Origin of the sequence: Longitalea luteola, assembly GCF_017356035.1 — a bacterium.
GTDB lineage: Bacteria > Bacteroidota > Bacteroidia > Chitinophagales > Chitinophagaceae > Niastella > Niastella luteola.
Window position 1 is genome coordinate 21,088 of record NZ_JAFIQX010000009.1, and the last position, 25,291, is coordinate 46,378.

Sequence of the window (25,291 nt, forward strand, 5' to 3'; positions counted from 1 at the left end):
TGAAAAATGGTCGCATCAATTCAGTCAAACGGCCGGTAAATTCCGTAAAAGCAGCAGTCAATCTGATAAATGAAGCGGTCAATCCCACAAAAGCAGCAGTCAATTTGAAAAAAGAAGTGGTGGATCGGTCAAAAGAAAATATCCAATTGAGAAAAGAATGGGTGCATTCGACCAGAGAAGATGCCATCGTGAAAAATGAACCCGTGGTTCTTAAAAAAGCAATAGTGAATTTGCAAAAAGCACTGACAAAAAGCACCAAAGTGACTGCAAATAAAGAATCCCGCCCCGGTAAACGGAACGGGATGTTTATCTAAAAAGATTTTCAGCTACAATGCCTATTTAGCCGCCGTTTGCTGCTCTTTTTTATTGTACGCATCAATCCCACATTCCAGCCACTGGGCAAATTCCCGGGCACTGGGGGTATACCCCTTGGTTTTAGTGAGTATCCTTTCATCCGGACTGATAATGGCATACTGCGGCTGGGCAACTGCATCAAAGTTCACGGATTGGAATGTGGCCCATAAGTCGCCTACGGTAATGATATTTTTCTTCGTATTCGTTTTTTTATTGTCGTATTCAAACTGCTGGGCGGCCGGCAGCGGTCTGCGTTCATCAACATACAACGATACAATGATGAACTTCTCTTTTATCAGGGCGCTCACCTTTTCATCGGGCCATACATTCTCTTCCATCCGGCGGCAGTTTACACAGGCCCAGCCTGTAAAGTCGAGCAATACCGGTTTGTTTTCCTTTTTGGCCCGCGCCAGTGCTTCTTTATAATCATTGTGTAAAGGCTCGATACCTTTTTCACAATTCACGGGATTCTTATACACGCTATAACAAAGCGGTGGCGGAAAGCCGCTGATCAAACTCAGATTGGCGCTTTGCGTATTGGTGAGTCCGGGTATAAAATACAGGGTGGCCGCAGAAAAGACAACAATGAATGCAATGCGGGTCTTACTTAATTTCTTCACCGGGCTGTCGTGCGGGAACCTGATCTTACCCAACAGGTATAATACGATCAGGATACCAACCAGTACCCATATCCCAATGAATACTTCTCTTTTCAGGAAACCCCACTGCTTCACCAGGTCGGCATTCGATAAGAATTTCACCGCCATGGCCAGCTCCAGGAAACCGAGCACCACTTTTACACTGGTTAACCAGCCGCCTGACTTTGGTAATGATTGCAGCCAGCCGGGGAACATGGCGAACAAAGCAAATGGCAAGGCCAGCGCCAGCCCAAACCCTGCCAGTCCGGCCGTTAATGGCCAGGCGCCTTCGGATGCCGTGCCGGCCAGTAAAGAACCTAAAATTGGACCTGTACAGGAGAAGGATACAATGGCCAGGGTTAAGGCCATAAAGAATATACCGCCCAGGCTGCTCATGCCCGACCGGGAATCAATTTTATTGGCCAGTCCGCTGGGCAATCCTATTTCAAAATACCCGAAAAACGAAATGGCAAAGAATACGAAAATGAGAAAGAAGAAGATGTTCAGCCAAACGTTGGTGGAGATATTGTTAAGGATCTCGGGGTTCACACCGCTCACCAGATGGAACGGAATGCTCAATAAAATATAGATAAGGAAAATAAATAAGCCATAAACCGTAGCGTTGGCAATGCCTTTCTTTTTATCCTGCGATTTTTTGGTAAAAAAAGAAACGGTCAGAGGTATTAACGGGAACACACAAGGGGTGAACAATGCGATAAAGCCACCCAGCATCCCAATGAAAAATATGCCGGCCAGGCTTTTGCCACCGGTATCTTCATCGCCGCAGGGATTAACGGGATTTTTGAGGTCGAATGTGGCTACATCGATCACCGGTCTTGCATCAACACCACCTTCAAGCGGTGCAGAAAAAGCATATTCATTCAGCGGGTAAAACTCATCGCCTTTGCCATACGTATACCGGAACTTACCCAACAGCACCGCCGGAACATCGCCGGTGAACGTTACCGTTGCGGTAAAGGAGGCAGGGCCTTCATACACTTTGAAAGTGGCGTTGTCAAATACAGGATTTTTAAATGATGTGCTGTTGCCTGATTCCTTAAATGGCTTATGAACCTGTATAGAAGAGTCAGCAAGTTCGATCTCTACAGAAGGCACCTCACTGATGGATTCATTGGCGCCATATAATTGCCATTTGTTATTTCCTGGTGTTGAAAAAGTTAATTCGTAGACCTTATCCTGGATCTTTTTACCGGATACTTCCCATTTATAAGCAGTTGGATCCTGGCCCTTAACCACAGTGGAGTTGATACAGCACAGCGCAATCAAACTCCATAAAAAATGTTTCATAAAGCGAATACTGGTTGATTTTAAAAAACAAACGAGTTCTTTGAGCAAGAACCCGTTTTTATAATCTAATAATTTGCATCACAAATTGTTAACCGCCTATAGCAACTGAGAATGTTGTTTCGGAAGGAGGCAGACATTTTTCTTCGTTACAAACCATATATTCTACTTTTCCGGCCAGATTGGTTTTAGCAGCGCTCTTAACCTTCACTGTTTGAATGAACTCAACAGTTTTTTCGTAATAGTTCACTTTTCCGCCCCATACTTCTTCATTCTTCGTGATCAGGTTGCCTACTTCTTTTACTTTACCATCCACTACCAACAACGGGTTTTTGGTAAATGTGAATACGGTTGGAATAGGACCATCTACTCCTACGTTCTGAGAGTATATATGCCAGTCGCCATTAACGGTTGCTTTTACCCGAACCTCATACGTCTTATCGGCAATCTTCTTTGAAGAAAATGACCATTTAACCTGGGTACTGGACTGCGCAAACGACACAGCACTGATCAACGTTACCAAAAGGGAGAGCAGAGTTACCTTCATGTTGAGTTTGTTTACTTATTAAAACAGTTTACCTGTCTCAAAAGTCTAAGAAATAATCTTAATAATTATCTAAAAATTTACCAATGCGGCTTTTTCAGTGACAACCGCATTTACCCCCATGATCAGTGATTGTAATATAATGCGGCCATCCGTATTGCCAAGTGCTTCAGAAGTAGCTCTTTCAGGGTGCGGCATCATGCCGAATACATTGCGTGCTTCATTACATATACCCGCGATATTGCGAGCAGCGCCATTACAGTTGGCCTGTGGGGTTATTTCACCCTGCTCATTGCAATACCGGTATATGACCTGATTATTGGCTTCCAGCTTATCCAATGTAGCGTCATCAGCATAATATCTGCCTTCGCCATGCGCAATAGGTATTTTCAATGGCCTGTCGGCGCCTACCCCTATGAGGTGCACGTTCTTGCAAATAAACTGCTGATTGGCATTGCGTAATAATACCCCTGGCAATAAATGCGACTCACATAATACCTGAAAGCCATTGCACACGCCCAGCACTTTACCGCCTTTATTGGCGAATTCGATCACACTTTGCATCATAGGGCTAAACCGGGAAATGGCTCCGCAACGCAAATAATCGCCATAGGAGAAACCACCAGGCAGAACGATACAGTCGTCCTTAGTAAACATACTAAGGTCTTTATCTTTATGCCATAACATGATGACTTCCTGATTCAGATCATTTTGCAGGGCATCCTGCATGTCGCGATCGCAATTGGAGCCCGGAAATACTACAACACCGAATTTCATTAGCGAGAATTTAAATGAGGTGCAAAGATAACATAGTTTGGGGTTACAGGTTGCAAGTTACAGGTTACAGGGCTCAAGACCAGGTTTTCCCTGTAGCCTGCAACATGTAACCTGTAAGGCATAATATATTTACATTACTATAAATCAATCAGTTAAGCCAATAGTTAAGATAGATCGCAAACCCAAATAAGATCCAGTGAATGATCATGGGTAAACGGCGGGAATTGATATAAAAATACATGGCGGCATGAAAAGCGGTTATGGGCACCGCGCACAACATCCAGCTGATATAATTGCTGCCCCCATCGGCCATAATGATGAGCATGGCCATGATCAGGTATAACAGCAGCAGGCTCCAGCTTTTGCGCACATGAATATACATCTTATTGAGGTTGGCCTGTACATAATACCCGCCGATCATGAATGGAATGATCAGTAAACTGATACTCACGGTGGTGATCAGGGAGGATGGGATGGCCGGCAGGCCGATGCTGAACACCGGCTTTATTTTGTTCCAGTCCCATTTATTACCCAGGTATAATACCAGGGCCAGGAAATAATACGGCATGGTAATGCCCAGAAGGTTGATCGCCCATTCGCGCAGGCGAAAAGGCCGCATAATGAACAGGGCGAGCAGGATGAGCCCTACAAATACGATCGCGGGGCGGTATAATAACGTTACAATTCCTATGAGTACCCCAATACTGAAAATGGCGGGCGCCGGTCGTTGAATATTGGGCAAAGTGGTCATGCGGTAAAAGATCCAGATCAGAAAGGTATTGGCGAGCAGGGGGGCCGAAAAATAGTTCCACTCTACAAACAGCGAGGTGGTAAGCATGTGGGCCATGGCCGGCAGGTAATTGGGCCGCGGCAGTAATTTCTGGTCGTTACAAATGCGGTTGAACAAAAGCGCCTGGCTGAACAGCAGTAAAAAAGCGATCAGCACATACAATACCGGTGCAATTTGCAGCGGCTTTAAAAATGCGATCAACCAATTGTATAGGAAATGGTCTTCCGGTTGTTGCAAAGGGCCGGCAGGGTGCAGAAAACGGTTAAACTTCAGAATTAAACCATAAACCAGCAATACCAGGATATTGCTGGAGGTCTTTTGCTTGAATAGTCCTGTCACTCAAACGAATTTAAAATTCAATTTTGGCGAAAGTAAGATAGTTTCTTAATTGACAGGGAACAACCATGGAGCTGGCGCTGATCTGTTTACCGAGCCGGGGCATAAATTCTACCCCCCTTTCCAGGTTCTTCAGCGTTGGGTGACGGGTGATCTTTCCATCGGGGCCAATGCTGTGATCGTTCAGTAACAGGGTCCGGCGCTCATACACATTAAATAAAAAATGCAGTTCTCCGCCGGTATTCATCAGGGAATGCGACACCAAAGCATCCGTTTCATCATCGAACTGCGTCTTTGAGATCACATTGCTCCACTGCAGGTTTTCGTCTTTATCGAACGACAGCACCATGATGTTTTCTGCATGGTACCGGGTCGCTGCAGCGCCCCCATACCGGTTCCAGGGCGACCGCCACGGACTATAATAGGGCGACCAGTAACTATAATCAAGCGGCGACGACCAGGGATTGTTCCAGTACAAATAATCCCACCTATTAAACGTACCACCGCGCGATGTAGTGTACATAGATTCGGCAGTTAATAAATAACCGCCATCGCGTTTTATGATAATATCACTAATAAAATAGTCATTGAAGGCGATCCGCAGGTTGGCGTCGGGCCCTTTGGCCTGTTTGCGCAGATCGTCATTGAAGGCCAGCATGGTCTCTTTGAGCACAGAATCGGCGGCCTTATCCCAGATTACGGTATACAACCCCTCTACATTACCCCGCTTTTGTTTATAGTACAGGGCCGAGAATAAATATCGCCTGTTCGTATTGTCGATCTTGATCTTTACCTCATCCAGCACCCGTTCGTCTTTCTGGTGCAGGTCGCGTACATTGAATTTCTCTTCGCCGCCTTTTTTGGTGATCAGCTGCAGGTTACTGATATAATCGCTCCCGTTCTTGCGCTGGAACTTACCAAACACCATATCCCCTTCATTATCTACCAGGAAGTCGGTAAAATAATCGTTCCGTTCTTCCATAGGCATGTTCATATGATGCTTGTGCTGCAATTCCATATTGGCATTGAACAGCAGGGTGGTGAACAGGAAATTCTTGGGATTGCGGTTATTGATCTTGAACACCATGATCTTTTGCTTATCGTCGCTATAGATGGTGGTGTACAATTTGTTACTGGCGGCCCAGCCTATACGGGTAGTATCCAGCTCAACAGGGTCGCTCATGCGCTTCGCATTCTGATCGAGCTTTACGCCCATACAATACACAATACTCCGGCGCTGGAACTGGTATACCATCCAGACGTGATTGGAATACGGTACAAAGTCTACATTGATCCAACGGTCGTCCAGGTAATCGAGTTTTACCCGTTCGAGCAGTTTCATGTCGTTGTTATAGACACTAATGGCGTTGTCGTTGCGGTTATTTTTAAAAATGAGGATGTTGCTGCCTACTTTTCCTATTATCTCAAAGTCGGTACGACGTCCGTCTTCCCGTTCGGCTTCTGAATAGGTGATCTTTTGGGCGGTACTTATAAATGGAAATACGGCCTGCAACAGTACTACCAGCAGCAGCTGGTGCAGGATATTTTTGCGTAATTTCATCATGGAGCTGCAATGCATGTTATATGCCAAATTACTGATTGTTAAACGGCTGCCCAAACTTTCGGTATAAATTTAAGCATTCATTTTTTATTGATTCAGTAGCAACCAAAAGTGCATAAATTTCGTCGTGTGAACCAATTAGAAATATAAAACGGCGCAGATTTAATTTTTTTACGTATAACTTTGTACCGGATGCCCCGGGTTCATAACCCGGGGTTCTATTATTTTTATTAAAAACCCTTTGATAAACGGGGATAAGCGAACTACCGTGGGCAAACAAATCAATAAAGTTACCGCTGCCACCTTACTTATTGCGTTAGGAATTATTTATGGAGATATAGGAACATCCCCATTATATGTTCTGAACGCAATCACCAGCGGCCGGACAATAGATGAAAGATTAGTTGTGGGCTCTTTATCCTGCATAATCTGGACACTCACCCTGCAAACCACCCTGAAATACGTAGTTCTTACCCTGAAAGCGGACAACCGCGGTGAAGGTGGGATCTTTTCGTTGTACGCACTGGTAAGGCGGCAGCGAAGATGGCTTGTATTACCCGCCATGCTGGGCGGTGCGGCCCTGCTGGCCGACGGTATGATCACCCCGCCCATCTCCGTAACCTCCTCTATTGAGGGTTTACGCAACATCCAGGGGCTGGGCACCATTGAGGACTCGACCATCGTTTACATCGTGATCGGCATTATCAGCGTCCTCTTTTTTCTGCAGCAATTCGGTACTGCTTCCATCGGTAAGATGTTTGGGCCTATTATGTTCTGCTGGTTCTGTATGCTGGCAGTGCTGGGCGCCTCCCACCTCATGGATGACCTGCATATTTTCAAGGCTTTCAGCCCTTATTATGCTATAGACCTGTTAACCTCATACCCCAAAGGGTTCTGGATCCTGGGCGCCGTATTCCTCTGTACCACGGGGGCCGAAGCCCTGTACTCTGACCTGGGCCACTGCGGCCGGGCCAATATCCGGTACTCCTGGATCTTTGTAAAAAGCTGCCTCATCGTAAACTACCTGGGGCAGGGCGCTTACCTGCTCGCCAACTATTCGGGCAAAGTGATCACGCCTGACATGATCAGCGCGGGTTTCAACCCCTTCTACAAGATCATGCCCCACTGGTTCGTGATCCCGGGCATTTTGATCGCCACCGCGGCCGCCATCATCGCCAGCCAGGCCCTGATCAGCGGCTCATTTACACTTATCAGTGAAGCCATGCGGCTGAACCTGTGGCCCAAGCTCAAGATCAATTACCCAACCGAGGAACGCGGCCAGCTGTATATTCCCGGCATAAACATGCTGTTGTTCGTAGGTTGTGTGGGCATCGTATTATACTTTCAAAAATCTTCCCGCATGGAGGCGGCTTACGGACTGGCCATTACCATGTGTATGATCGCCACCACCATCCTGTTTGCCAACTTCCTGGTATCGCGGCGGGCCAAACCGATATGGATCTATCTCTTCCTGATCGTCTATCTCACCATTGAACTGTCGTTCCTGTTCGCCAACCTCGAAAAATTCCCGCACGGCGGTTTTGTGACCCTGCTGGTAGGCGGCGGACTGTTCTTTGTGATGTATATCTGGTACCGCAGCCGCAAGATCAAGAACCGGTATGTGGAATTTGTACGGTTAGAACATTACATTCCGCAGATCCAGGAATTGAGCAACGACAAAACCGTACCCAAATACGCGACGCACCTGGTGTATCTCACCAGCGCCAATAACCCCAAGGAAATTGAGCATAAGATCATTTATTCCATCCTGAATAAAAAGCCCAAACGGGCCGATATCTATTGGTTTGTACACGTTGACACCCTCGACGATCCGTACACCTGCGAGTACACTGTTGAGCATATTATTCCCAACGACATCATCAGGGTCGAGTTCAGACTGGGTTTCAGAATGGAGCCCAAGATCAACCTGATGTTCCGCAAAGTAGTGGCCGACCTGGTAGCCAATAAAGAGGTGAATATTACCAGCCGCTACGAGAGCCTGGAACGGAATAATGTGGTGGGTGACTTCCAGTTCATCGTAATGGAAAAATACCTGAGCCAGGATATCGAGCTGCCCTTCTTCGAGAAAATGATCATGCGCCTGTATTTCATGGTAAAAGAATACAGCTTGTCAGAAGAGCGCGGCTTTGGACTGGATGTGAGCAACGTGACCATCGAAAAATTCCCGCTCATTGTTGCGCCGGTACCTAACCTGAGCCTGAAAAGAGTTTTCTTTGATAATGAGGAAAACCAGTTTTAGAACGGTTTGTTGTTTGTGGTTTGTTGTTTGTGGTTTGTTGTTTGTGGTTTGTTGTTTGTGGTTATCCTAATTTTATGCGTGTCCGACTATTGCTAACCAGCTGCACCTTCAGCGTGCGAAATATTTATTAGATTGGCTTAACCGGCTGGGAAAATAGAGTGCCGGATAAATGAAGGTGGTTTTGAACGAATGAACCACCCTAAGCATTCGGTGGGGTGAAATATTTATCAGAGATTTGCGGTAGAAGAACCATAAACCACAAACTACAAACCATAAACTCTATAATTGCCCACGATTGCCTACTATATCATCGGAGGCTTGCTCCTATTAAGTATTCTTGCCTACATACTACAGGATTGGTTTATTTTCAAACCGGAAAAACTGCCAGCCGATTTTCAGTTCCGGTACGACATCCCTTTCAATGAATTATTCTTTGATATTTCGCCGGGCGTGCGCATTAACGGACTCCACTTTTACCGCCCCGATCCCAAAGGACTGATCCTTTATTTTCATGGCAACACCCGCAGCATAAAAGGCTGGGCTAAGTATGCGCGTGATTTTTACCGCTATGGTTACGATGTAGTGCTGGTAGATTACCGGGGCTTTGGCAAAAGTACCGGCAAACGCAGCGAAAAAGACATGCTGAACGACATGCAGTTCGTTTATAATGTTTTGATCGGAAAATACCCCGAACACCACATCATCGTATATGGACGCAGCATCGGCAGCGGCTTTGCAGCGTACATTGCATCGGAAAACAAACCACGCTATCTCATCCTCGATTCGCCTTATTATAATTTTCGCATCGTGGTAAAACGCTTTCTGCCCATCCTGCCGGTGCGGTATGTATTGCGTTATCACCTGCGCACCGACAAATGGATCCGCCATGTAAACTGTCATACCTACATCATTCATGGCACCCGGGACCGGCTTATCCCTATCAGGCACAGCGAAAGGCTGCAAAGGATCAATCCCCGCAAGATCACGCTGATCCGCATTGTAGGCGGAAGACATAATAACCTGCCCTCCTTTCCGGAGTACCATAATTTTGTGCGTGACATCTTAAAATACTAGTTTATGGTTTGTGGGTTGTGGTTTGTAGTTAGCCTGATTTTATAGCCGGCTGATCAAAGGTTTACCAGCTAATTTATGGGGTTAACCGGCTAGAAAAATTAGAGAGCCGCATAATTAGCGGTGGTTTCGAATAAATGAACCACAAACCATAAACCACAAACCACAAACCCTTCCTATCTTGTGAGCTCTATGAAAAAGAAGGTTCTATTCCGCTGGCTCAAGCTTTTTATATTGATCTATTGTTTAATTGGCATTGCGATCTATTACGGTCAGGATAAACTCCTGTTCCATCCGCAACCGGTAACGGCCCAATCACAATACAGTTTTCCATTTCCGTATAAAGAAGTGAATATTCCCTGGTCGAAGGAATCGAACATCAATATCATTCAATTTCCCACCACTCAACCGCAGGCCAAAGGCGTAGTGCTGTATTTTCATGGCAATAAGCAAAATATTACCCGGTATGCCAAAGCAGCCCCTGCATTTACCAGCCGTGGTTATGAAGTGTGGATGATCGATTACCCGGGTTTTGGCAAAAGCACGGGAGATTTTACCGAACAGCGGTTGTATGACTGGGCGCTGGTGTTTTACAAACTGGCACAGGCGAAGTATTCGAAAGACAGCATTATTATTTATGGGAAATCAATGGGTACCGGCATCGCCGCACAACTGGCTACCATTCGCGATTGTAAAACACTGATCCTTGAAGCGCCATATTATAGTTTTCCTTCTATTATCGGAAGCTGGCTGCCCATTTATCCGCTGAATAAAATGATCCATTTTAAATTGCCCACCTGGCAGTATGTAAAAGAAGTCACGAATCCGATAGTCATTTTTCATGGCACCAGCGATTATACCATTCCTTACAGGAATTCGAAAAAGCTGAAGCCGTATTTAAACGCAACGGATGAATACATCACGCTGGAAGGTGCGAAGCATAACGATATTCCTACGTTTCCGGAATATAATAAGAAGTTGGATTCGTTACTAAGGTAACTGAAGTCGGAGGTCTGAAGTCAGACGTCTGAAGTCGGAAGAGCCTGTATTTCGGATTTCCGACTTCCGACATCGGACCCCGGACCTCGCAGTCTTTATGTCCCCGGTCCCTACTTTAAATAGGAACAACGTTAAGATCCTTGTTCATCTTGATCTTATCGGGGATCGCCGCAATGATCTCTTCCTTCAGCGCTTCAATGAGGCGTTTCTTTACAAAATCGCGGTGCACCACAATGCTCACCTCCCGCATGGGAGCCGGCTTTTTAAAATGCCGGATGAGTTGCAACTGGCGGGCCGTCATATCGAGGGTGGTGAGCTCTGGCAGAATAGTGATGCCATCATTTAATTCAACCATACGCCGCAGGGTTTCTATACTGCCGGCTTCATATTCGAAATGGGAACCCAATTCACTGGCCCGGCGCAATTCACACAGGTTTACGATCTGCGAGCGGAAGCAATGCCCCTCTTCCATCAGCCATAACTTTTCGGGATCAATGTCCTGGGCCAGCACATACGTCTTTTTATATGCAGCATTCTTGCGGGAAACATACGCCAGCAGTTCCTCATAGAACAGCACATGTTCCTTGATGCCGTTCTCCTGCAGGGGCGTAACAAGGATACCCACATCGATGCGGCCTTCCCGCAAACGGGTGACAATGTATTCGGTCATCAATTCCTGCACTACCAGTTTTATATGCGGGTATTTCTTATAGAAGCTCTGGATGAACAGCGGTAATAAATAAGGAGCCAGGGTGGGAATAATGCCAATTCGCAATTCACCGGTCAAAATGCCCTTTTTGGTTTGAACCAGCTCTTTGATCACATTTTTTTCCGACAAAATGCGGCGCGCCTGCTCAATGATCTCAATTCCGATTTCAGTAGGCACTACGGGCTGTTTACTGCGGTCGAATATTTTAACGCCTAATTCCTCTTCCAGCTTTTGCACCTGCATGCTCAAGGTAGGCTGGGTAACGAAACAATGTTCGGCGGCAGTAGCAAAATGCCGGTAAGTGTCTACGGCCACTACGTATTCGAGTTGAACAAATGTCATAATAGGTTTTGTCTATAGTTCTATAAAATTAATCAATTTGATTTATCAACAAAATAATTGAAGTTTTGTGATACCGGTTTAAATAGCGATCCGGCATTCCGGTATAAGAACTGTTTCAAAAGGGGGTTCAGGGAAAGGCCGCAGAAGAGTAGCTTATAGTTTTTTGGAAATTCAAAATACCCGGTAATATTATTCTGCAAATGTGGTGACCCTGCATTTGCGACCCGCTCATGTGGTAGATGGCATCAGCCGCCTGTAAGCGTTAAGGGCTGTATAATATCCTATTCTGATGTACATCACTACCGCTTGGGTTGAATGGTGAATGGTGAATGGTGAATGGTCAATGGTCAATGGTCAATGGTGAATGGTCAATGGTGAATGGTCAATGGTCAATGGTCAGTGCCGGCTCTAGGAGCCACACCCGCCACAACCACCGCCGCATCCGCTACCGCAGCCTCCGCCGCCATCACCGCCGCCGCTACCAGTGCAGCTGCTGCAACTACTGCAGGAAGAATTGGTGGTTGATTGTTTGTCATGATTGAGCACGGGGTAAGGAGCAAAGATCGCCGTAAGTGCAGCTCCTTCGGCAAACCAGGTGAGGGAATCATTTCCATGGATGGAATAAAGGGAAACCACCTGATCGCTGTACAGCGTTCCATCCTGCTGTAAGCTTCCGGCCAGTTTTTTCACCTGCTCAAGCACCATGCGCCTGCGTGACATGAAATTTGTAAGAATTACAGAGATGATGAGCAAGACCCACAATTCAAAGAAAAGATTACCTAGCGCTTTATGATTCACTGCTCCCTGAAAGAACCTGATCATGATAATTACAAATGGTAACAGCATCAGGTGATATTTTTTCACCAAGTGCTCCTTGTGATAAGCCAGGAGATACAACTTTTGCAGCGCAGGATGTTTTATCGCTTCTTCATCATACCACTCTGTAGCTATCCGTTCATAATGGATGCTATCCTCCTGCTCTTTCAGAAATCCCTGGATTAACGGGTTCTGTTCATTGGCTGGCTTATTGTACCAGTTCTTATGAACAATAAACCGGTTATCAGCTGATAGTCCGATCAGGTTGCGCCGCAGCAGGTCTACGATGCCTGCCTGAATAGCGCGGTGTTTTCCAAAGAGGAACTGTGCTATTTGGAAAGGAGTAACGTCAACAGGAAAATGTTCGGTAACCAGTTGTCTCAGTATGCGGCCTTTTTCGTTTTGGAGGAGTACATAACCAATAATACAACTAACCGCGAATAAAGGAAAGAAAACCAGGAATTGAGGACCGTTCAATGAAAAAGGAGATAAAACGTGATGGAGGGAAGCACTGATAATGAGCGGGAGCGTTAGCAACATTACAACAAGAGCGATGATCTCATTTCGTATGACCCAGTTTGGTTCGGGAAGGTGGATCTGCGGTTCCTGCGGCGGCGGCCAGATATCATCTGGCGGTGGTGATTCAAAGACCGATTGGTATAATTGCAGCGTTTCTTTATACCAATCGCGGTGTTTGTGGTCTTCTTCATCCCCTCCCCGGGATGGATGGTGATGGATATCTTTGCCGAGGGTGTTTTTGCAAAGATCGATCCAGTACGATCGCGTGTAAGTGAGGTGTAAATGCCAGGCTTCATCTACGGCCTGTGAGGGTGATGCGCCATTTGGAGAAATGCAACATAAGAAGAGGAATTTCCGGTACTCATTGATGACCCGTTCTGTGTAGAAGGCTGTCCAGTTTTGTTTTGCAGCTAATTTGTGTGAGAAGGTGATTGCTGCATTGGGTTCATCGAGGGGAAATTGTTGAATTGCACTCCAAAGGCTTCTGTGTTCTTCAACTTTCATATTTCTGTCTTTGGTTACACAAAGTTATAACGGAGTTATTCAACCGGGCAAGCAAGCGTGTGTTACCAAATTATTAATCCGTGTGGAACCTGCACTTTGCATGTGAAACGCTGTTATGGAACGTTTGTGGAACGCTGAACCAACGGGCAATAGACAATAGGCAAAGGGCAACTGGCAATAGACAATGGACAATAGACAATGGGCAAAAGGCAATAGGCAATAATTACCACCCATCTCTATTCAACATTATCAACTCTATAAACCGTATTAAATTTATTAACCCTATCAACCGGTCAACGGGTTAACTGGTCAACGGATTAACTGGTTAACTGGTCAACTGGCCAACTGGTCAACTGGTCAACTTACTAATCCAACTCATCAACATACTCGTCCAACACCACTTTCGACTTGCCTACCTTCAACCTGTATCCCATGCCTACCTTCAAGGCATAATTCTCCTTTTCATGGCTCACGGGAAAACCAAAACTCACGGGGTAATCGTACTCCTTCACGATCTCGTGGATGATCTCATACACGTTTTGGCCGAAAGGCCGCTCAGTATCTTTCATATCACTGAAACCGCCGATGATCAGTCCGGCCAGTTTATTTAATTTACCACTGCGCTGCAGCTGCCGCATCATTCTATCTACATTGTACAGGTATTCACCCACATCTTCGATGAACAGGATCCTTCCCTTTGTTTTAATGTCTGATGCCGTACCTACCAAATGCGCCAGCAACGCGAGGTTACCGCCCACCAGTTCACCGACGGCTTCGCCTTTCTTATTGAATGTATGACCCGGACATTCATATCTTAATCTTTTTCCTTCCAGGGCCAGCTTCAACGATCCTACAAACTCATTCGCATAACCGCCGTCATTGAATGCGGCAGCCATGGGTGCATGCAGGGTGGCAACGCCGCAATTGGAATAAATATGCGAATGCAGCACCGTTATATCACTAAACCCGATCACCCATTTGGGTTGTTTTTTGAATTTCTTAAAACTGATATGATCAATGATCCGGCTTAACCCATAACCACCGCGGGCACATAATACGGCATGCACGTCATCATCGTCGAGGATCTGCTGAAAATTGATCAGCCGTTCTTCATCGGTGCCTGAAAAATAATTGGAAGAATGGCTGCCTACCGTTGTGCCCACTTTCACTTTATATCCCCATTGTTGCAGCACATCAATGCATGTTTGCGCTTTTTCTATTGCCATGAATCCCGAAGGACAAACCAATGCGATCGTGTGGCCTGGCTGCAAATAGGGAGGAACTTTTACCATTATCATTTTATTTGTAATGCGAAATACCTGATGATTACATTCAATGTTCAAATTTAAGCAATCATATTTCCCGGAGTATTACTTCTTCATTAGTAACGTTGAGCCGGTGAATAACGCCACATTTTAAAGCATAATTATTGCGTTGATGGCCAACGGGGAAATCGAAACAAACGGGATACTTGTACTCCTTTACTTTTTCCAGCACAATTTCCTGCACGGTACGGCCGAACTCTTCGCCGGGATCATCGGGCTTTATTTTAAACCCGCCCACGATTAAACCTGCCAGCTTTTCGAGCTTACCGGTGCGCTTCAGGTTCCAGAACATGCGATCGATGCTGTACAGGTATTCACCTGTGTCTTCTACGAACAGTATTTTGTTGGTAGTTCGAAGATCCGATCTCGTGCCCGCCAGGGTTTCTATCAGTTTCAGGTTGCCGCCAACCAATGGTCCTTCCGCTTTCCCTGGTTTGTTAAAGGGGTTTACCGGGGCGGTATATGTCATCTTTTGCCCCGTTAGCGCCTGTTTTATAGAAAGGATCGTTTCGATCTGGATCGGTTCGGCTTTAGTCCAGTCATCGGGAAAACTGTTGCACATTTTAGAATGGATCGAAGCTATGCCATAATTCCGGTTGAGGTGGCAGTGCAGGACGGTAATGTCGCTAAAGCCAATGATCCATTTAGGTCGGGCAACCAGTTTGGAGAGATCCAATTTATCAATAATGCGAACAATTCCATAACCGCCACGCGCACACATAATGGCTTTTATTTTCGGATCGTCGATCATCTGCTGTAGATCCTTCGCGCGTTCTTCATCGGTGCCGCCGAAGGTCCAGTCCTTTTTGCCAACGGTATCACCCACCCTGATATTAAAGCCCCACTCTACCATTTGCACCATGGCCGGTTGTATCTCGGGCAGGGTAATATGACCTGCGGGACAGGTAATACCAATAGTATCGCCGGGTTTTAAATAGCGGGGCAGAATAGGCGCCGGTGACTCACGCTCATCATTATTAACCAGGGCACTAAAACCAGGAAAAGGTAATCCGGCCACCAGGAACGAGGATAAAAAATGCTTACGGTTCATGTACTGATATAATTTTTAAATATACCGTAAAGTTCTTTTAGCCCATACATAAACAAAGTACTTTTATCGTATGGCAGCACGTTTCGTAATAGCATTGTTAGTAGCAATTGCATTGGTACTTTGGGTGTTATACCAGTTGGCCATTCGCAAAAAAAGCGGTGCAGCAATCAATAACGAGGTAATGTTCAGCCGGTAACCCGGAACTGGCAACCGGCACCCGGTAACCAATTTTATGCCTTGCCCCCGAATAGTTACTTTTGCAATTCACCCTCCGGCATTCGCCTGGCTGCACAGCGATTTGCAGTACAAGGGAGCGTCGCAAGGGACGACGATTAGAATTACCAAAGACGATCAACAAAATGAGCAATTTTAAGCGCTATTTAGTCACAGCGGCCCTGCCGTACGCCAATGGTCCCGTGCATATCGGTCACCTGGCAGGCTGCTATTTACCGGCTGATATTTACGTGCGTTACCAACGGGCGCAAAAAAGAGATATCAAATTTATTGGCGGCAGTGATGAACATGGAGTTCCCATTACCATCCGCGCCATGAAAGAAGGCGTGAGTCCACAGCAAATTGTAGATAAATACCATGCCCTGATCAAAGAAAGTTTTGATCAAATGGGGATTTCTTTCGATATCTATTCCCGCACTTCCAATAAAATTCATCACGAAACGGCAGCTGCTTTTTTCAAAAAGCTGTACGACGATGGCCTGTTCGAAGAAAAAGAGACCGAACAGTATTATGATGAAAAAACAAATACGTTCCTGGCAGACAGATACATTACCGGTACCTGTCCCGTTTGCGGTAATCCCAACGCCTATGGCGATCAGTGCGAGAAATGCGGCTCTTCGCTGAGCCCTGAACAACTGATCAACCCGCGCAGTACGCTGAGCGATGCCGTGCCTGTTAAGCGGAAAACAAAACACTGGTACTTCCCGCTGCAGAACTACGAGGAATGGCTGAAGGGCTGGCTCCTGGAAGGCCATACCGAATGGAAGAATAACGTATATGGGCAGTGCAAAAGCTGGCTCGACAGTGGTTTGCAAAGCCGCGCCATGACGCGCGACAGCAGCTGGGGCGTGAAAGTGCCTTTACCCGATACGGAAGGCAAGGTGCTGTACGTGTGGTTCGATGCCCCTATCGGTTATATTTCCGCTACCAAAGAACTCACCGAACAATGGGCTGATTACTGGTGCAAGGAGGACACCAAACTGGTGCACTTCATTGGTAAAGACAATATTGTTTTTCACTGTATTATTTTCCCGGCGATGTTGAAAGCGCATGGTGGATTTGTATTGCCCGATAATGTGCCGGCCAACGAATTCCTGAACATTGAAGGAGACAAAGTATCTACCAGCCGCAACTGGGCCGTATGGGTGCATGAATACATAAAAGATTTTCCGGGCTGCGAAGATGTATTACGGTATGTGCTGTGCAGCAATGCGCCGGAAACCAAGGACAATGATTTTACCTGGAAAGATTTTCAGGACCGCAATAACAGCGAGCTGGTTTCCATCTTTGGAAACTTTGTGAACCGCGCCTTTGTGCTCATGCACAAGCTGTGTGGTGGCAAAGTGCCGGCTTTACATGCAGATGTGCTCGATGAATCGGGCAAAAACCTGCTGGCCGAATTTGCGATCACCAAAACAAAAGTAGAAGAGCACCTGGACAACTTCAAGTTCCGCGATGCATTGTTCGAAGTGATCGACCTGTCGAGAAAAGGCAACAAGTATATGCAGGAACAGGAGCCCTGGATCGTTGCCAAAACACTGGCCGAAAATCCGGATAACCAGAAACTGATCGATAACTGTCTGCACATTTGTTTGCAGCTGACCGCCAATCTGGCGATCATGATCAATCCATTCCTGCCCAATACAGCCAAAAAAATGCTGCACCTGATGAAAGTGGTGGAAAAAATGCTGGAATGGGAGAATGCGGGTAAAACAAAATTACTGAGTGTTGGTTATAGCTTACGGGCCCCTGAATTGCTGTTCAGAAAAATTGAGAATGAGGAGATCGATGCGCAGATCGCGAAACTAAAAGCCGGACTGGTGAAGCCGGAAGCCGGAAGTCTGAAGCCGGGAAACACAGGCGGCGAACCTCAAACGTCAGACATCAAGCCTCAGATCGTATACGACGATTTTGCCAAACTCGATCTTCGGGTAGGCACCATTGTTGCAGCCGAGAAAGTGCCCAAGGCCGACAAGCTGTTAAAGCTGCAGGTTGATCTGGGTTTTGAAACGCGCACCATTGTTTCGGGCATTGCTGAACATTTTAAACCCGAAGACATTACCGGCAAACAGGTAGTGGTGGTAGCCAACCTGGCGCCCCGCAAAATGCGCGGTATTGAAAGTAATGGCATGATCCTGATGGCTGAAGATAAAGCAGGCAAACTGCATTTCATTAATTCTGTTGATGCTATTGACAATGGCTCTTCAGTGAGTTAAATAGATTATTCACCATTGTGCCCCACTTGTTTTGCGCAATGGCAAAGCAGTGGGGCACTTCTTTTAATAGTATAACATGAAAATCGGATTTATCGGGTTAGGCAACCTGGGCACACCCATTGCCGAAAACCTGCAGGAAAAAGGACATCAGCTGTTTGTTTACAATCGCACTGCTTCCAAAACAAAAGCATTGACCGACAAAGGCGCCACAGCCCTGGCAACGGTGAAAGAGCTGGCGGTGGAGTGTGCGGTTATCATCACCATGGTCGCAGATGACAAAGCCCTTAAAAGCATCTGCGAAGGTGACGATGGCCTGATAGAAAATATGCAGCCGGGAGGCGTTCACATCGCTATGAGCACCATACTGCCGCTTACCGCTGCGGAATTGTCAGAACAACACCAACAACATGGTTCACACTACCTGGCAGCACCGGTCTTTGGCCGTCCAGAAGCAGCCCGCGCCCGCAAGCTGAACTTTGTGGTATCGGGCGAAGCCACCGTTCGCCAGCAATACGAACAACTATTTAAAGATGCGGGCGGCGCAGGTGTATGGGATTTTGGCGATGCCATCACGGCTGCCAATACTGTGAAGCTTTGCGGTAATTTTATGATCGCTGCTGCCCTGGAAGCCATTGGTGAAAGCGTTTCACTCGCTGCCAAAAGCAATATCGATACGCAGAAGATGTGGTCATTCTTTACCCAAACGCTCTTCAACTCACCTATATATGTGAACTACGGTAACTTTATCGTAAACCAGCAATTTAAACCGGCGGCTTTCAACATGCCATTGGGGTTAAAAGATATTAACCTGGTACTTTCACAGGCTGCGGCAGTTGACAATAACATGCCGTTTGCCCTGCTGCTGAAGCACCATATGCAACAGCTCATAGAAAAAGATCCCGAGCTCGACTGGAGCGCCGTGTCGCTGGCGGCGAATCAATAGGCAATAGACAATAGGCAATAGACAAAATAGGTGTGCCACATTTCCCTGCAGCGTCGAAAGTAAATGTGGCACACCTCGATTTAAGGGATCAACACCACAACAATATCCATCACGTTGGTGAAAGTAGGCCCTGTAATGATATGTCCGCCTGCCTGGTGAAAGAAGTTCCAGGAATCGTTTCGCGTTAGATAATCTTCAGCTGTCAGTACCCGTTGGGCGGCCTGCTTTATAACGGCGGCATCTACTACTGCGCCGGCGGCATCGGTGGGGCCATCCGTACCATCGGTACCCGCACTGAGCAACACCGGCAATTTTTCACTATCGGGAAAAGCCTGCTGCAATGCTATCAATGCAGCCAGCGCAAACTCCTGGTTACGGCCGCCTTTTCCGGGGTGGTTAACGGTCACCGTGGTTTCGCCGCCCAATAACAAACAGGCAGGGCGCGGGCCATCGTACTGCCGTACCTGCGCTACCAGTTCCTGTGCTTTTTCGCGGGCCTCACCTTTCAGGGCGTCGGTAACAATAACGGGCGTGTAGCGCAATGACCGCGCGGTTTCCGCCGCCGCTTCCAGTGCAATGCGATTCGTGCCAATGAGGTAATTAAAGCTTTTGGTAAATATGGGATCGCCGGGTTTGGGTGTTTCCGGAATTTGTTTGTTCAGGCCCAAATGTAACCAGCGGATAATACTTACCGGTAGCTTTTCCGCCAGCTGGTATTTTCGAATAATATCCCAGGCATCGGCGAACGTACTGCGGTCGGCAACGGTGGGACCGCTGGCAATACTATCGAGCGGATCGCCGATTACGTCGCTTAAAATGAAATTGATCACCGTGGCAGGCCAGGCAGTTCGCATGAGTTGTCCGCCCTTAATGCCGGCCGACAAATGTTTTCGAACCGTATTCATTTCCTCGATCGTTGCCCCGCATTGCAGCAAACGCTTAAATACAATTTGCAGCTCCGGTAATAAAACACCAGGCGGACAATCGACCACCAGCGCCGAAGCGCCTCCGCTGATCAGGGCGATCACCACATCTTTTTCACCAGCGTTTTTTACCAGGCGGATCATTTCCCGCCCGCCCAGTAAACTGTTTTCATCCGGAACCGGGTGCCCCGCTTCTATACAACGAATGGTGTTTAAGGTGAACCCATGGCCATATTTTGTGACAACAACGCCGTCATCGGTCCGGCTGCCCAGCACTATTTCTGCTTCGCGCGCCATGGCCGCACTGGCTTTGCCGGCACCTATAATAAATACCTTATTTATATCACCCTGTGCAAAAAGCTGTTCACCTAACAACAGCTTGTCCTGCTGCCATCGTATATGCCTGGCCAATAGGTACCGGGGTTGTACCGCCCGAACAGCTGCAGAAAATATTTTGAGCGCATCGTTACGCATTTTTTTAGTCAATTTTTGCGGATAGCCAGTTACTTATATTAAATTCCTATACACCCCTGCCACCGGCTAACCTGCTAATTTATAAAAAGCTCTTGGCACGTGCGGATTTTATCCTATCTTTGAAAATAGTTGTTTAGCTAACTATTTTTTTATGAGTAAACGAATCATTAAAAAAGTAGCTGTACTGGGAAGTGGAGTTATGGGTTCCCGTATTGCTTGCCACTTTGCAGGTATTGGGGTACAGGTGTTGTTATTAGACATGGTTCCGAAAGAAGCTGTTGAGAGTGATAACAAAGCCGCCCGCAATAAACTGGTAAACGATGCCCTCCAGGCTGCGCTGAAAAGCAATCCTTCGCCTGTTTATACGAAGGATGTGGTGAAGAAGATCACTACCGGCAACTTTACTGATAATATGAAAGATATCGCCGGCTATGACTGGATCATAGAAGTGGTTGTAGAACGGCTCGATATCAAACAACAGATATTTACCGAAGTAGAAAAGTACCGCACACCTGGCAGTCTCATTACTTCCAACACCTCAGGCATTCCAATTCACCTGATGGCCGAAGGCAGAAGCGAAGACTTCAGGAAACATTTCTGCGGCACTCACTTTTTCAACCCACCGCGATATTTACGCTTACTTGAAATAATTCCCACACCACATACAGATCAAACGGTAGTTGATTTCTTAATGCAGTATGGTGACCTGTACCTGGGTAAGACCACTGTGTTGTGTAAAGACACTCCGGCATTCATTGCCAACCGTATTGGTGTATATGGCATCATGGCCATCTTTGGCCTGGTGGAAAAAATGGGATTGACGGTTGATGAAATAGATGCGTTGACCGGTCCCATCATTGGCCGGCCTAAATCAGCCACTTTCAGGACCGCAGATGTCGTAGGCATCGATACGCTGGTGAAAGTAGCCAAAGGCGTTTATGACAACTGTCCCAACGACGAGCACCGCGATACATTCGTTATACCCGCCTGGCTCGAAAAAATGGTAACCAATAACCAGTTGGGCGATAAAACTGGGCAGGGCTTCTTTGTAAAGAAAAAAGGAACCGGAGGCGAAAAGGAGATCTTTTCACTCGACCTGAAAACTTTTGAATATAAACCCCGTACCAAAGCAAAATTTGCCACGGTAGAAACGGCCAAACCGATCGATGATCTTGCAACAAGACTAAAGGCTTTATGTGCCGGCACCGATAAAGCCGGTGAGTTCTACCGCCAGTTCCATTACGGGCTGTTCTCCTATATCTCACACCGCATTCCTAAAATTTCAGACGAGCTCTACCGGGTCGACGACGCGATGATGGCCGGCTTTGGCTGGGAGATCGGCGCCTTCGAAAGCTGGGATGTATTAGGGGTGGAAAGCACCGTTCAAAAAATGAAAGCTGCCGGTTACTCAGTAGCTCCATGGATAACCGAAATGCTGGAAGCCGGCGTAAAAAGTTTTTACAAAGTTGAAAATGGCAAGCGGCTGTACTATGATGTTAACTCAAAGACGTATAGATCATTGCCGGGTGGTGATGCATTTATCGTGATGAAAAACTTTGAGAACCAGACCGTATGGAAAAACAGCGCCTGCCGGTTGTACCATTTGGGTGATGACGTGCTGGGCCTTGAGTGGAACACCAAGATGGGAAGCATAGGTGGCGAAGTGCTGGAAGCCATTCAACGATCAATTGCAAAAGCAGAAGAAAAATATAAGGGACTGGTCATTGCCAATGACAGCGCCAACTTCAGTGCCGGCGCCAATGTGGGCATGATCTTTATGCTGGCCATCGAGCAGGAATATGATGAGCTCGACATGGCTGTTCGCCTTTTTCAGAACACCATGATGCGGGCCCGTTATAGTTCCGTTCCGGTAGTGGTAGCGCCGCATGCGCTCACGCTGGGTGGCGCCTGTGAACTGAGCCTGCATTCCGATAAAATATGCGCAGCCGCCGAAACCTATATTGGTTTGGTTGAACTGGGGGTTGGACTGATACCCGGCGGTGGCGGCACCAAAGAATTTGTATTACGCGCCGCAGATGAAATGCACGAAGACGAACCGGAAACCATCACCCTCAAGAACCGCTTTCTTACTATAGCAACAGCTAAAGTGGCTACTTCAGCAGCAGAAGGTTTCGAACTGGGCATCTTACGCAAAGGAAAAGATGAAGTGGTGCTGAACCAGGGCCGCCGGATCGCTGAAGCTAAAAAAAGCGTGATCGAACTTTTCGACAGCGGTTATGTTACACCCATACAACGTAACGACATCAAAGTATTGGGCCGTTCGGCTTTGGGCGCTTTATATGCCGGCATCAATGGTATGTGGCGCGCAGGCTATGCAACCGATCACGATGTAGTGGTAGCCAAAAAACTGGCCTATGTAATGTGTGGCGGCGATCTAAGCGAACCTACTTTGGTTTCAGAACAATATGTACTCGATCTTGAAAGGGAAGCCTTCTTATCTCTCTGTGGTGAAAAGAAGACCCTGGAAAGAATACAAAGTGTTTTAAAAGGCGGAAAGCCTGTCCGCAATTGATAACAAGGAGTCACATGAGAAAATAGGGGCGTAGCATTCCTGCTGCGCCTTTTTATTTAAATTTATTCTTAGTTCTAAGTTTTAAGTTCAAAGTTTTAAGTTCAAAGTTTTAAGTTCTAAGTTGACAGCGTTAACGATAATAAGTGAGGATAGTGGATAATTTGATATTTGAGTAATCAAGGTTGTCGATTCACAACTGACGATTGACGATTGACGATTGTCGACTGCCGATTGTCGATTGTCGATTGTCGATTGTTTATTGCCTTTTGATTGTATGGGTGAAGCCGAATTACATACGAACCAATTAGTGATCCACTCTGTATTCTTCTTTTACGGAGAAGCAGCCACGAAAGAACTGTCGTGGCAAATTGCCAATGATATTGAACAACACTGGAACGAACCGCAGGCCAGCATCCGGATCGGCAGCAACTGGTACAGGGTACTGTTCGACATTGACGGTATATACGAACCGGATCTTGATCCTGAAAAAGTCTGGTACAACGATAATCCCCGCTTTAATTTCTTTCGTATTGAAGAGTTTGCGCCCGGCGACGACATTTCTTTTGTAGATGGTATTGGCAGCAATACCGGTTACTTCAAACTGGCTAACGTCTTACAAACTTCTACCACCGCAGCCCATGAATATGGGCATACCCTTGGATTGATCCATCCCGAGAACCTCGACATCAGGGGGCAGTCAACACCCGGCATAATGTATCCCCGTGGTACAATAGTGGATCCGCCTTTTCAGTATGATCCGCATGCAGCGCCCGGTCCTGGTCATGGCGGCACGCTGAACCCGATCCACCGGCGGGTGTTACAAAGTGATGTGGAAGCCCTGAAACTGCATAAACTGTTTTTTACCAATGGAAAGGCGATAGTGGGAGATTTTTCCAGCCTGTATCATGAGAAGCACAGACCCCGTACCTGATCAATATAAAAGGTTCGGCCGTTGGCCGTGACGAAAACTCCCGAGAGGCGATCTGCCATTTATTTTTTGATCAGGTCATCGAGCGCCACATCGAGTGTTGGAAACTGGAACTGGAAGCCACTGTTACTGATCTTTTCAGCACTCACTTTCGTACTTTTCAATAGTTCAATACTTACTTCCCCGATCATCATTTTCAAAACAAAAGAAGGAACATAAATGGGAATATAAAAGCTGCCTTTCATTTTGCGGGCCAGTGTAAGCATTAGTTGTTTGTTGGTTACGGGATTGGGTGCAACCGAATTGTACTCCCCGTGCTTCCGCTCATCGGTCATAACATATAACATTAAGCGGCAAAGGTCATCGATATGGATCCAGCTCACCACCTGGTCGCCGCTGCCAAAGATGGGGGCAATGCCGGCTTTTACGGGCTTTTTCAATTCGGTGAGGGCGCCACCCTCATTGCTTAAGACCATACCGCAACGGAAGATCACCAGGCGTTTGTTCAGGGCTGTTACCGGTTTAATGGCATTTTCCCATTTAACACAGGTGTCGCCCAAAAATCCTTCATCGGCCGGGTCACCTTCCCGAAAGAAAGACTGGCCGGGAGCTCTGTTCTTATCATCGCCATACCAGCCAATGCCAGCCATACTGATCACGGCTTTTACTTTGTTGGGATTCTCCTGTAAAGCTTTTACCAGTAAGCCGGCGCTTTGTACGCGGCTGTCTACGATCTCGGCCTTACGTTTTTTTGACCAGCGTTTATCGGCCACACCGGCGCCGGCGAGGTTAATGATATAATCGGCTTTTTGCAAGGCATCGAGATCAATGGTTTGTTTGGCGGGATCCCAGGCTGCATAGGAAACAGCCCCTGTGCCTGTCCGGTGGTGGCGGCTGAGTATTATTACCTGATGTTGTTTATTGGTTAAGAACCTGGTCAGGGATTTACCTATGGTACCGGTGCCACCGGTGATCAAAATGGTTGCCATGGCGCAAAGTTAGGGTTTGTTACCGGTTTCCGGTTGCCGGTTACCAGGCTGAAGGCTGAAGGCGCAAGGCTGAAAGCTGAAGGCTGAGGGCTGAAGGCGCAAGGCTGAAAGCTGAAGGCTGAAGGCAATCACTGCTATTTAAAGCAGCAC

Annotated in this window: 20 protein-coding genes; 9 read left to right on the forward strand and 11 right to left on the reverse strand. The window is 46.9% G+C overall.

The features are described 5' to 3' along the window. The first annotated feature begins 104 nt into the window (after positions 1-104). On the forward strand, positions 105-314 hold the full coding sequence (locus JUB15_RS20040; protein WP_207514429.1) for a hypothetical protein: 210 nt from the start codon (positions 105-107) through the stop codon (positions 312-314). A 21-nt stretch (positions 315-335) separates the two neighbouring features. Here the strand turns inward: JUB15_RS20040 and JUB15_RS20045 are convergent, their stop codons facing one another. From JUB15_RS20045 to JUB15_RS20065, 5 genes are all read right to left on the reverse strand, one after another. After that, positions 336-2,300 carry a protein-disulfide reductase DsbD family protein gene (locus tag JUB15_RS20045; RefSeq protein WP_207514430.1) on the reverse strand — a complete coding sequence of 655 codons (1,965 nt, stop codon included), beginning with the start codon at positions 2,298-2,300 and terminating at the stop codon, positions 336-338. 88 nt (positions 2,301-2,388) lie between these two features. Next, entirely contained in the window at positions 2,389-2,844 is a 456-nt protein-coding gene (locus JUB15_RS20050; RefSeq protein WP_207514431.1) for a protein-disulfide reductase DsbD domain-containing protein, read from the reverse strand. Positions 2,845-2,913: 69 nt separating this feature from the next. Then, positions 2,914-3,618 carry a phosphoribosylformylglycinamidine synthase subunit PurQ gene (purQ, locus tag JUB15_RS20055; protein ID WP_207514432.1) on the reverse strand — a complete coding sequence of 235 codons (705 nt, stop codon included), beginning with the start codon at positions 3,616-3,618 and terminating at the stop codon, positions 2,914-2,916. 148 nt (positions 3,619-3,766) lie between these two features. Then, on the reverse strand, positions 3,767-4,747 hold the full coding sequence (locus JUB15_RS20060) for a hypothetical protein (RefSeq protein WP_207514433.1): 981 nt from the start codon (positions 4,745-4,747) through the stop codon (positions 3,767-3,769). Between the two features lie 10 nt (positions 4,748-4,757). Continuing rightward, positions 4,758-6,308, reverse strand: coding sequence for a hypothetical protein (locus tag JUB15_RS20065; RefSeq protein WP_207514434.1), 1,551 nt, complete (start codon positions 6,306-6,308; stop codon positions 4,758-4,760). Between the two features lie 265 nt (positions 6,309-6,573). Here JUB15_RS20065 and JUB15_RS20070 point away from each other — a divergent pair, with 265 nt between their 5' ends. The 3 genes from JUB15_RS20070 to JUB15_RS20080 all read left to right on the forward strand — a co-directional run bounded on the left by JUB15_RS20070 (position 6,574) and on the right by JUB15_RS20080 (position 10,635). After that, positions 6,574-8,565 carry a KUP/HAK/KT family potassium transporter gene (locus JUB15_RS20070; RefSeq protein ID WP_207514435.1) on the forward strand — a complete coding sequence of 664 codons (1,992 nt, stop codon included), beginning with the start codon at positions 6,574-6,576 and terminating at the stop codon, positions 8,563-8,565. A 285-nt stretch (positions 8,566-8,850) separates the two neighbouring features. Further along, positions 8,851-9,639 carry an alpha/beta hydrolase gene (locus JUB15_RS20075; RefSeq protein WP_207514436.1) on the forward strand — a complete coding sequence of 263 codons (789 nt, stop codon included), beginning with the start codon at positions 8,851-8,853 and terminating at the stop codon, positions 9,637-9,639. Between the two features lie 189 nt (positions 9,640-9,828). Beyond that, positions 9,829-10,635, forward strand: coding sequence for an alpha/beta hydrolase (locus JUB15_RS20080; protein ID WP_207514437.1), 807 nt, complete (start codon positions 9,829-9,831; stop codon positions 10,633-10,635). A 115-nt stretch (positions 10,636-10,750) separates the two neighbouring features. Here the strand turns inward: JUB15_RS20080 and JUB15_RS20085 are convergent, their stop codons facing one another. The 4 genes from JUB15_RS20085 to JUB15_RS20100 all read right to left on the reverse strand — a co-directional run bounded on the left by JUB15_RS20085 (position 10,751) and on the right by JUB15_RS20100 (position 15,901). Beyond that, positions 10,751-11,686, reverse strand: a complete 936-nt coding sequence (locus JUB15_RS20085) for a hydrogen peroxide-inducible genes activator (RefSeq protein WP_207514438.1) — start codon at positions 11,684-11,686, stop codon at positions 10,751-10,753. Between the two features lie 408 nt (positions 11,687-12,094). Then, entirely contained in the window at positions 12,095-13,525 is a 1,431-nt protein-coding gene (locus JUB15_RS20090; RefSeq protein WP_207514439.1) for a UCP032817 domain-containing protein, read from the reverse strand. Between the two features lie 365 nt (positions 13,526-13,890). After that, positions 13,891-14,817, reverse strand: a complete 927-nt coding sequence (locus JUB15_RS20095) for a S66 peptidase family protein (protein WP_207514440.1) — start codon at positions 14,815-14,817, stop codon at positions 13,891-13,893. A gap of 61 nt (positions 14,818-14,878) precedes the next feature. After that, positions 14,879-15,901, reverse strand: coding sequence for a S66 peptidase family protein (locus JUB15_RS20100; protein ID WP_207514441.1), 1,023 nt, complete (start codon positions 15,899-15,901; stop codon positions 14,879-14,881). 70 nt (positions 15,902-15,971) lie between these two features. Between JUB15_RS20100 and JUB15_RS28645 the strand changes: the two genes are divergently transcribed. The 3 genes from JUB15_RS28645 (at position 15,972) to JUB15_RS20110 (ending at position 19,294) form a co-directional block, all read left to right on the forward strand. Continuing rightward, entirely contained in the window at positions 15,972-16,097 is a 126-nt protein-coding gene (locus JUB15_RS28645) for a hypothetical protein (protein ID WP_255539656.1), read from the forward strand. A gap of 163 nt (positions 16,098-16,260) precedes the next feature. Further along, positions 16,261-18,351: a methionine--tRNA ligase gene (metG, locus tag JUB15_RS20105; RefSeq protein ID WP_207514442.1), complete on the forward strand. Its 2,091-nt coding sequence runs from the start codon at positions 16,261-16,263 to the stop codon at positions 18,349-18,351. A 76-nt stretch (positions 18,352-18,427) separates the two neighbouring features. Further along, positions 18,428-19,294: an NAD(P)-dependent oxidoreductase gene (locus JUB15_RS20110; RefSeq protein ID WP_207514443.1), complete on the forward strand. Its 867-nt coding sequence runs from the start codon at positions 18,428-18,430 to the stop codon at positions 19,292-19,294. Positions 19,295-19,374: 80 nt separating this feature from the next. Here the strand turns inward: JUB15_RS20110 and JUB15_RS20115 are convergent, their stop codons facing one another. Next, positions 19,375-20,691 (reverse strand): glycerate kinase type-2 family protein, encoded by a 1,317-nt coding sequence (locus tag JUB15_RS20115; protein WP_207514444.1) that lies wholly within the window; start codon positions 20,689-20,691, stop codon positions 19,375-19,377. A 151-nt stretch (positions 20,692-20,842) separates the two neighbouring features. Between JUB15_RS20115 and JUB15_RS20120 the strand changes: the two genes are divergently transcribed. Further along, positions 20,843-23,224 (forward strand): 3-hydroxyacyl-CoA dehydrogenase/enoyl-CoA hydratase family protein, encoded by a 2,382-nt coding sequence (locus JUB15_RS20120; RefSeq protein ID WP_207514445.1) that lies wholly within the window; start codon positions 20,843-20,845, stop codon positions 23,222-23,224. A gap of 274 nt (positions 23,225-23,498) precedes the next feature. Beyond that, positions 23,499-24,155, forward strand: a complete 657-nt coding sequence (locus tag JUB15_RS20125) for a peptidase M10 (RefSeq protein WP_207514446.1) — start codon at positions 23,499-23,501, stop codon at positions 24,153-24,155. Between the two features lie 59 nt (positions 24,156-24,214). Here the strand turns inward: JUB15_RS20125 and JUB15_RS20130 are convergent, their stop codons facing one another. Beyond that, on the reverse strand, positions 24,215-25,141 hold the full coding sequence (locus JUB15_RS20130; protein WP_207514447.1) for a TIGR01777 family oxidoreductase: 927 nt from the start codon (positions 25,139-25,141) through the stop codon (positions 24,215-24,217). Positions 25,142-25,291 lie beyond the last annotated feature (150 nt).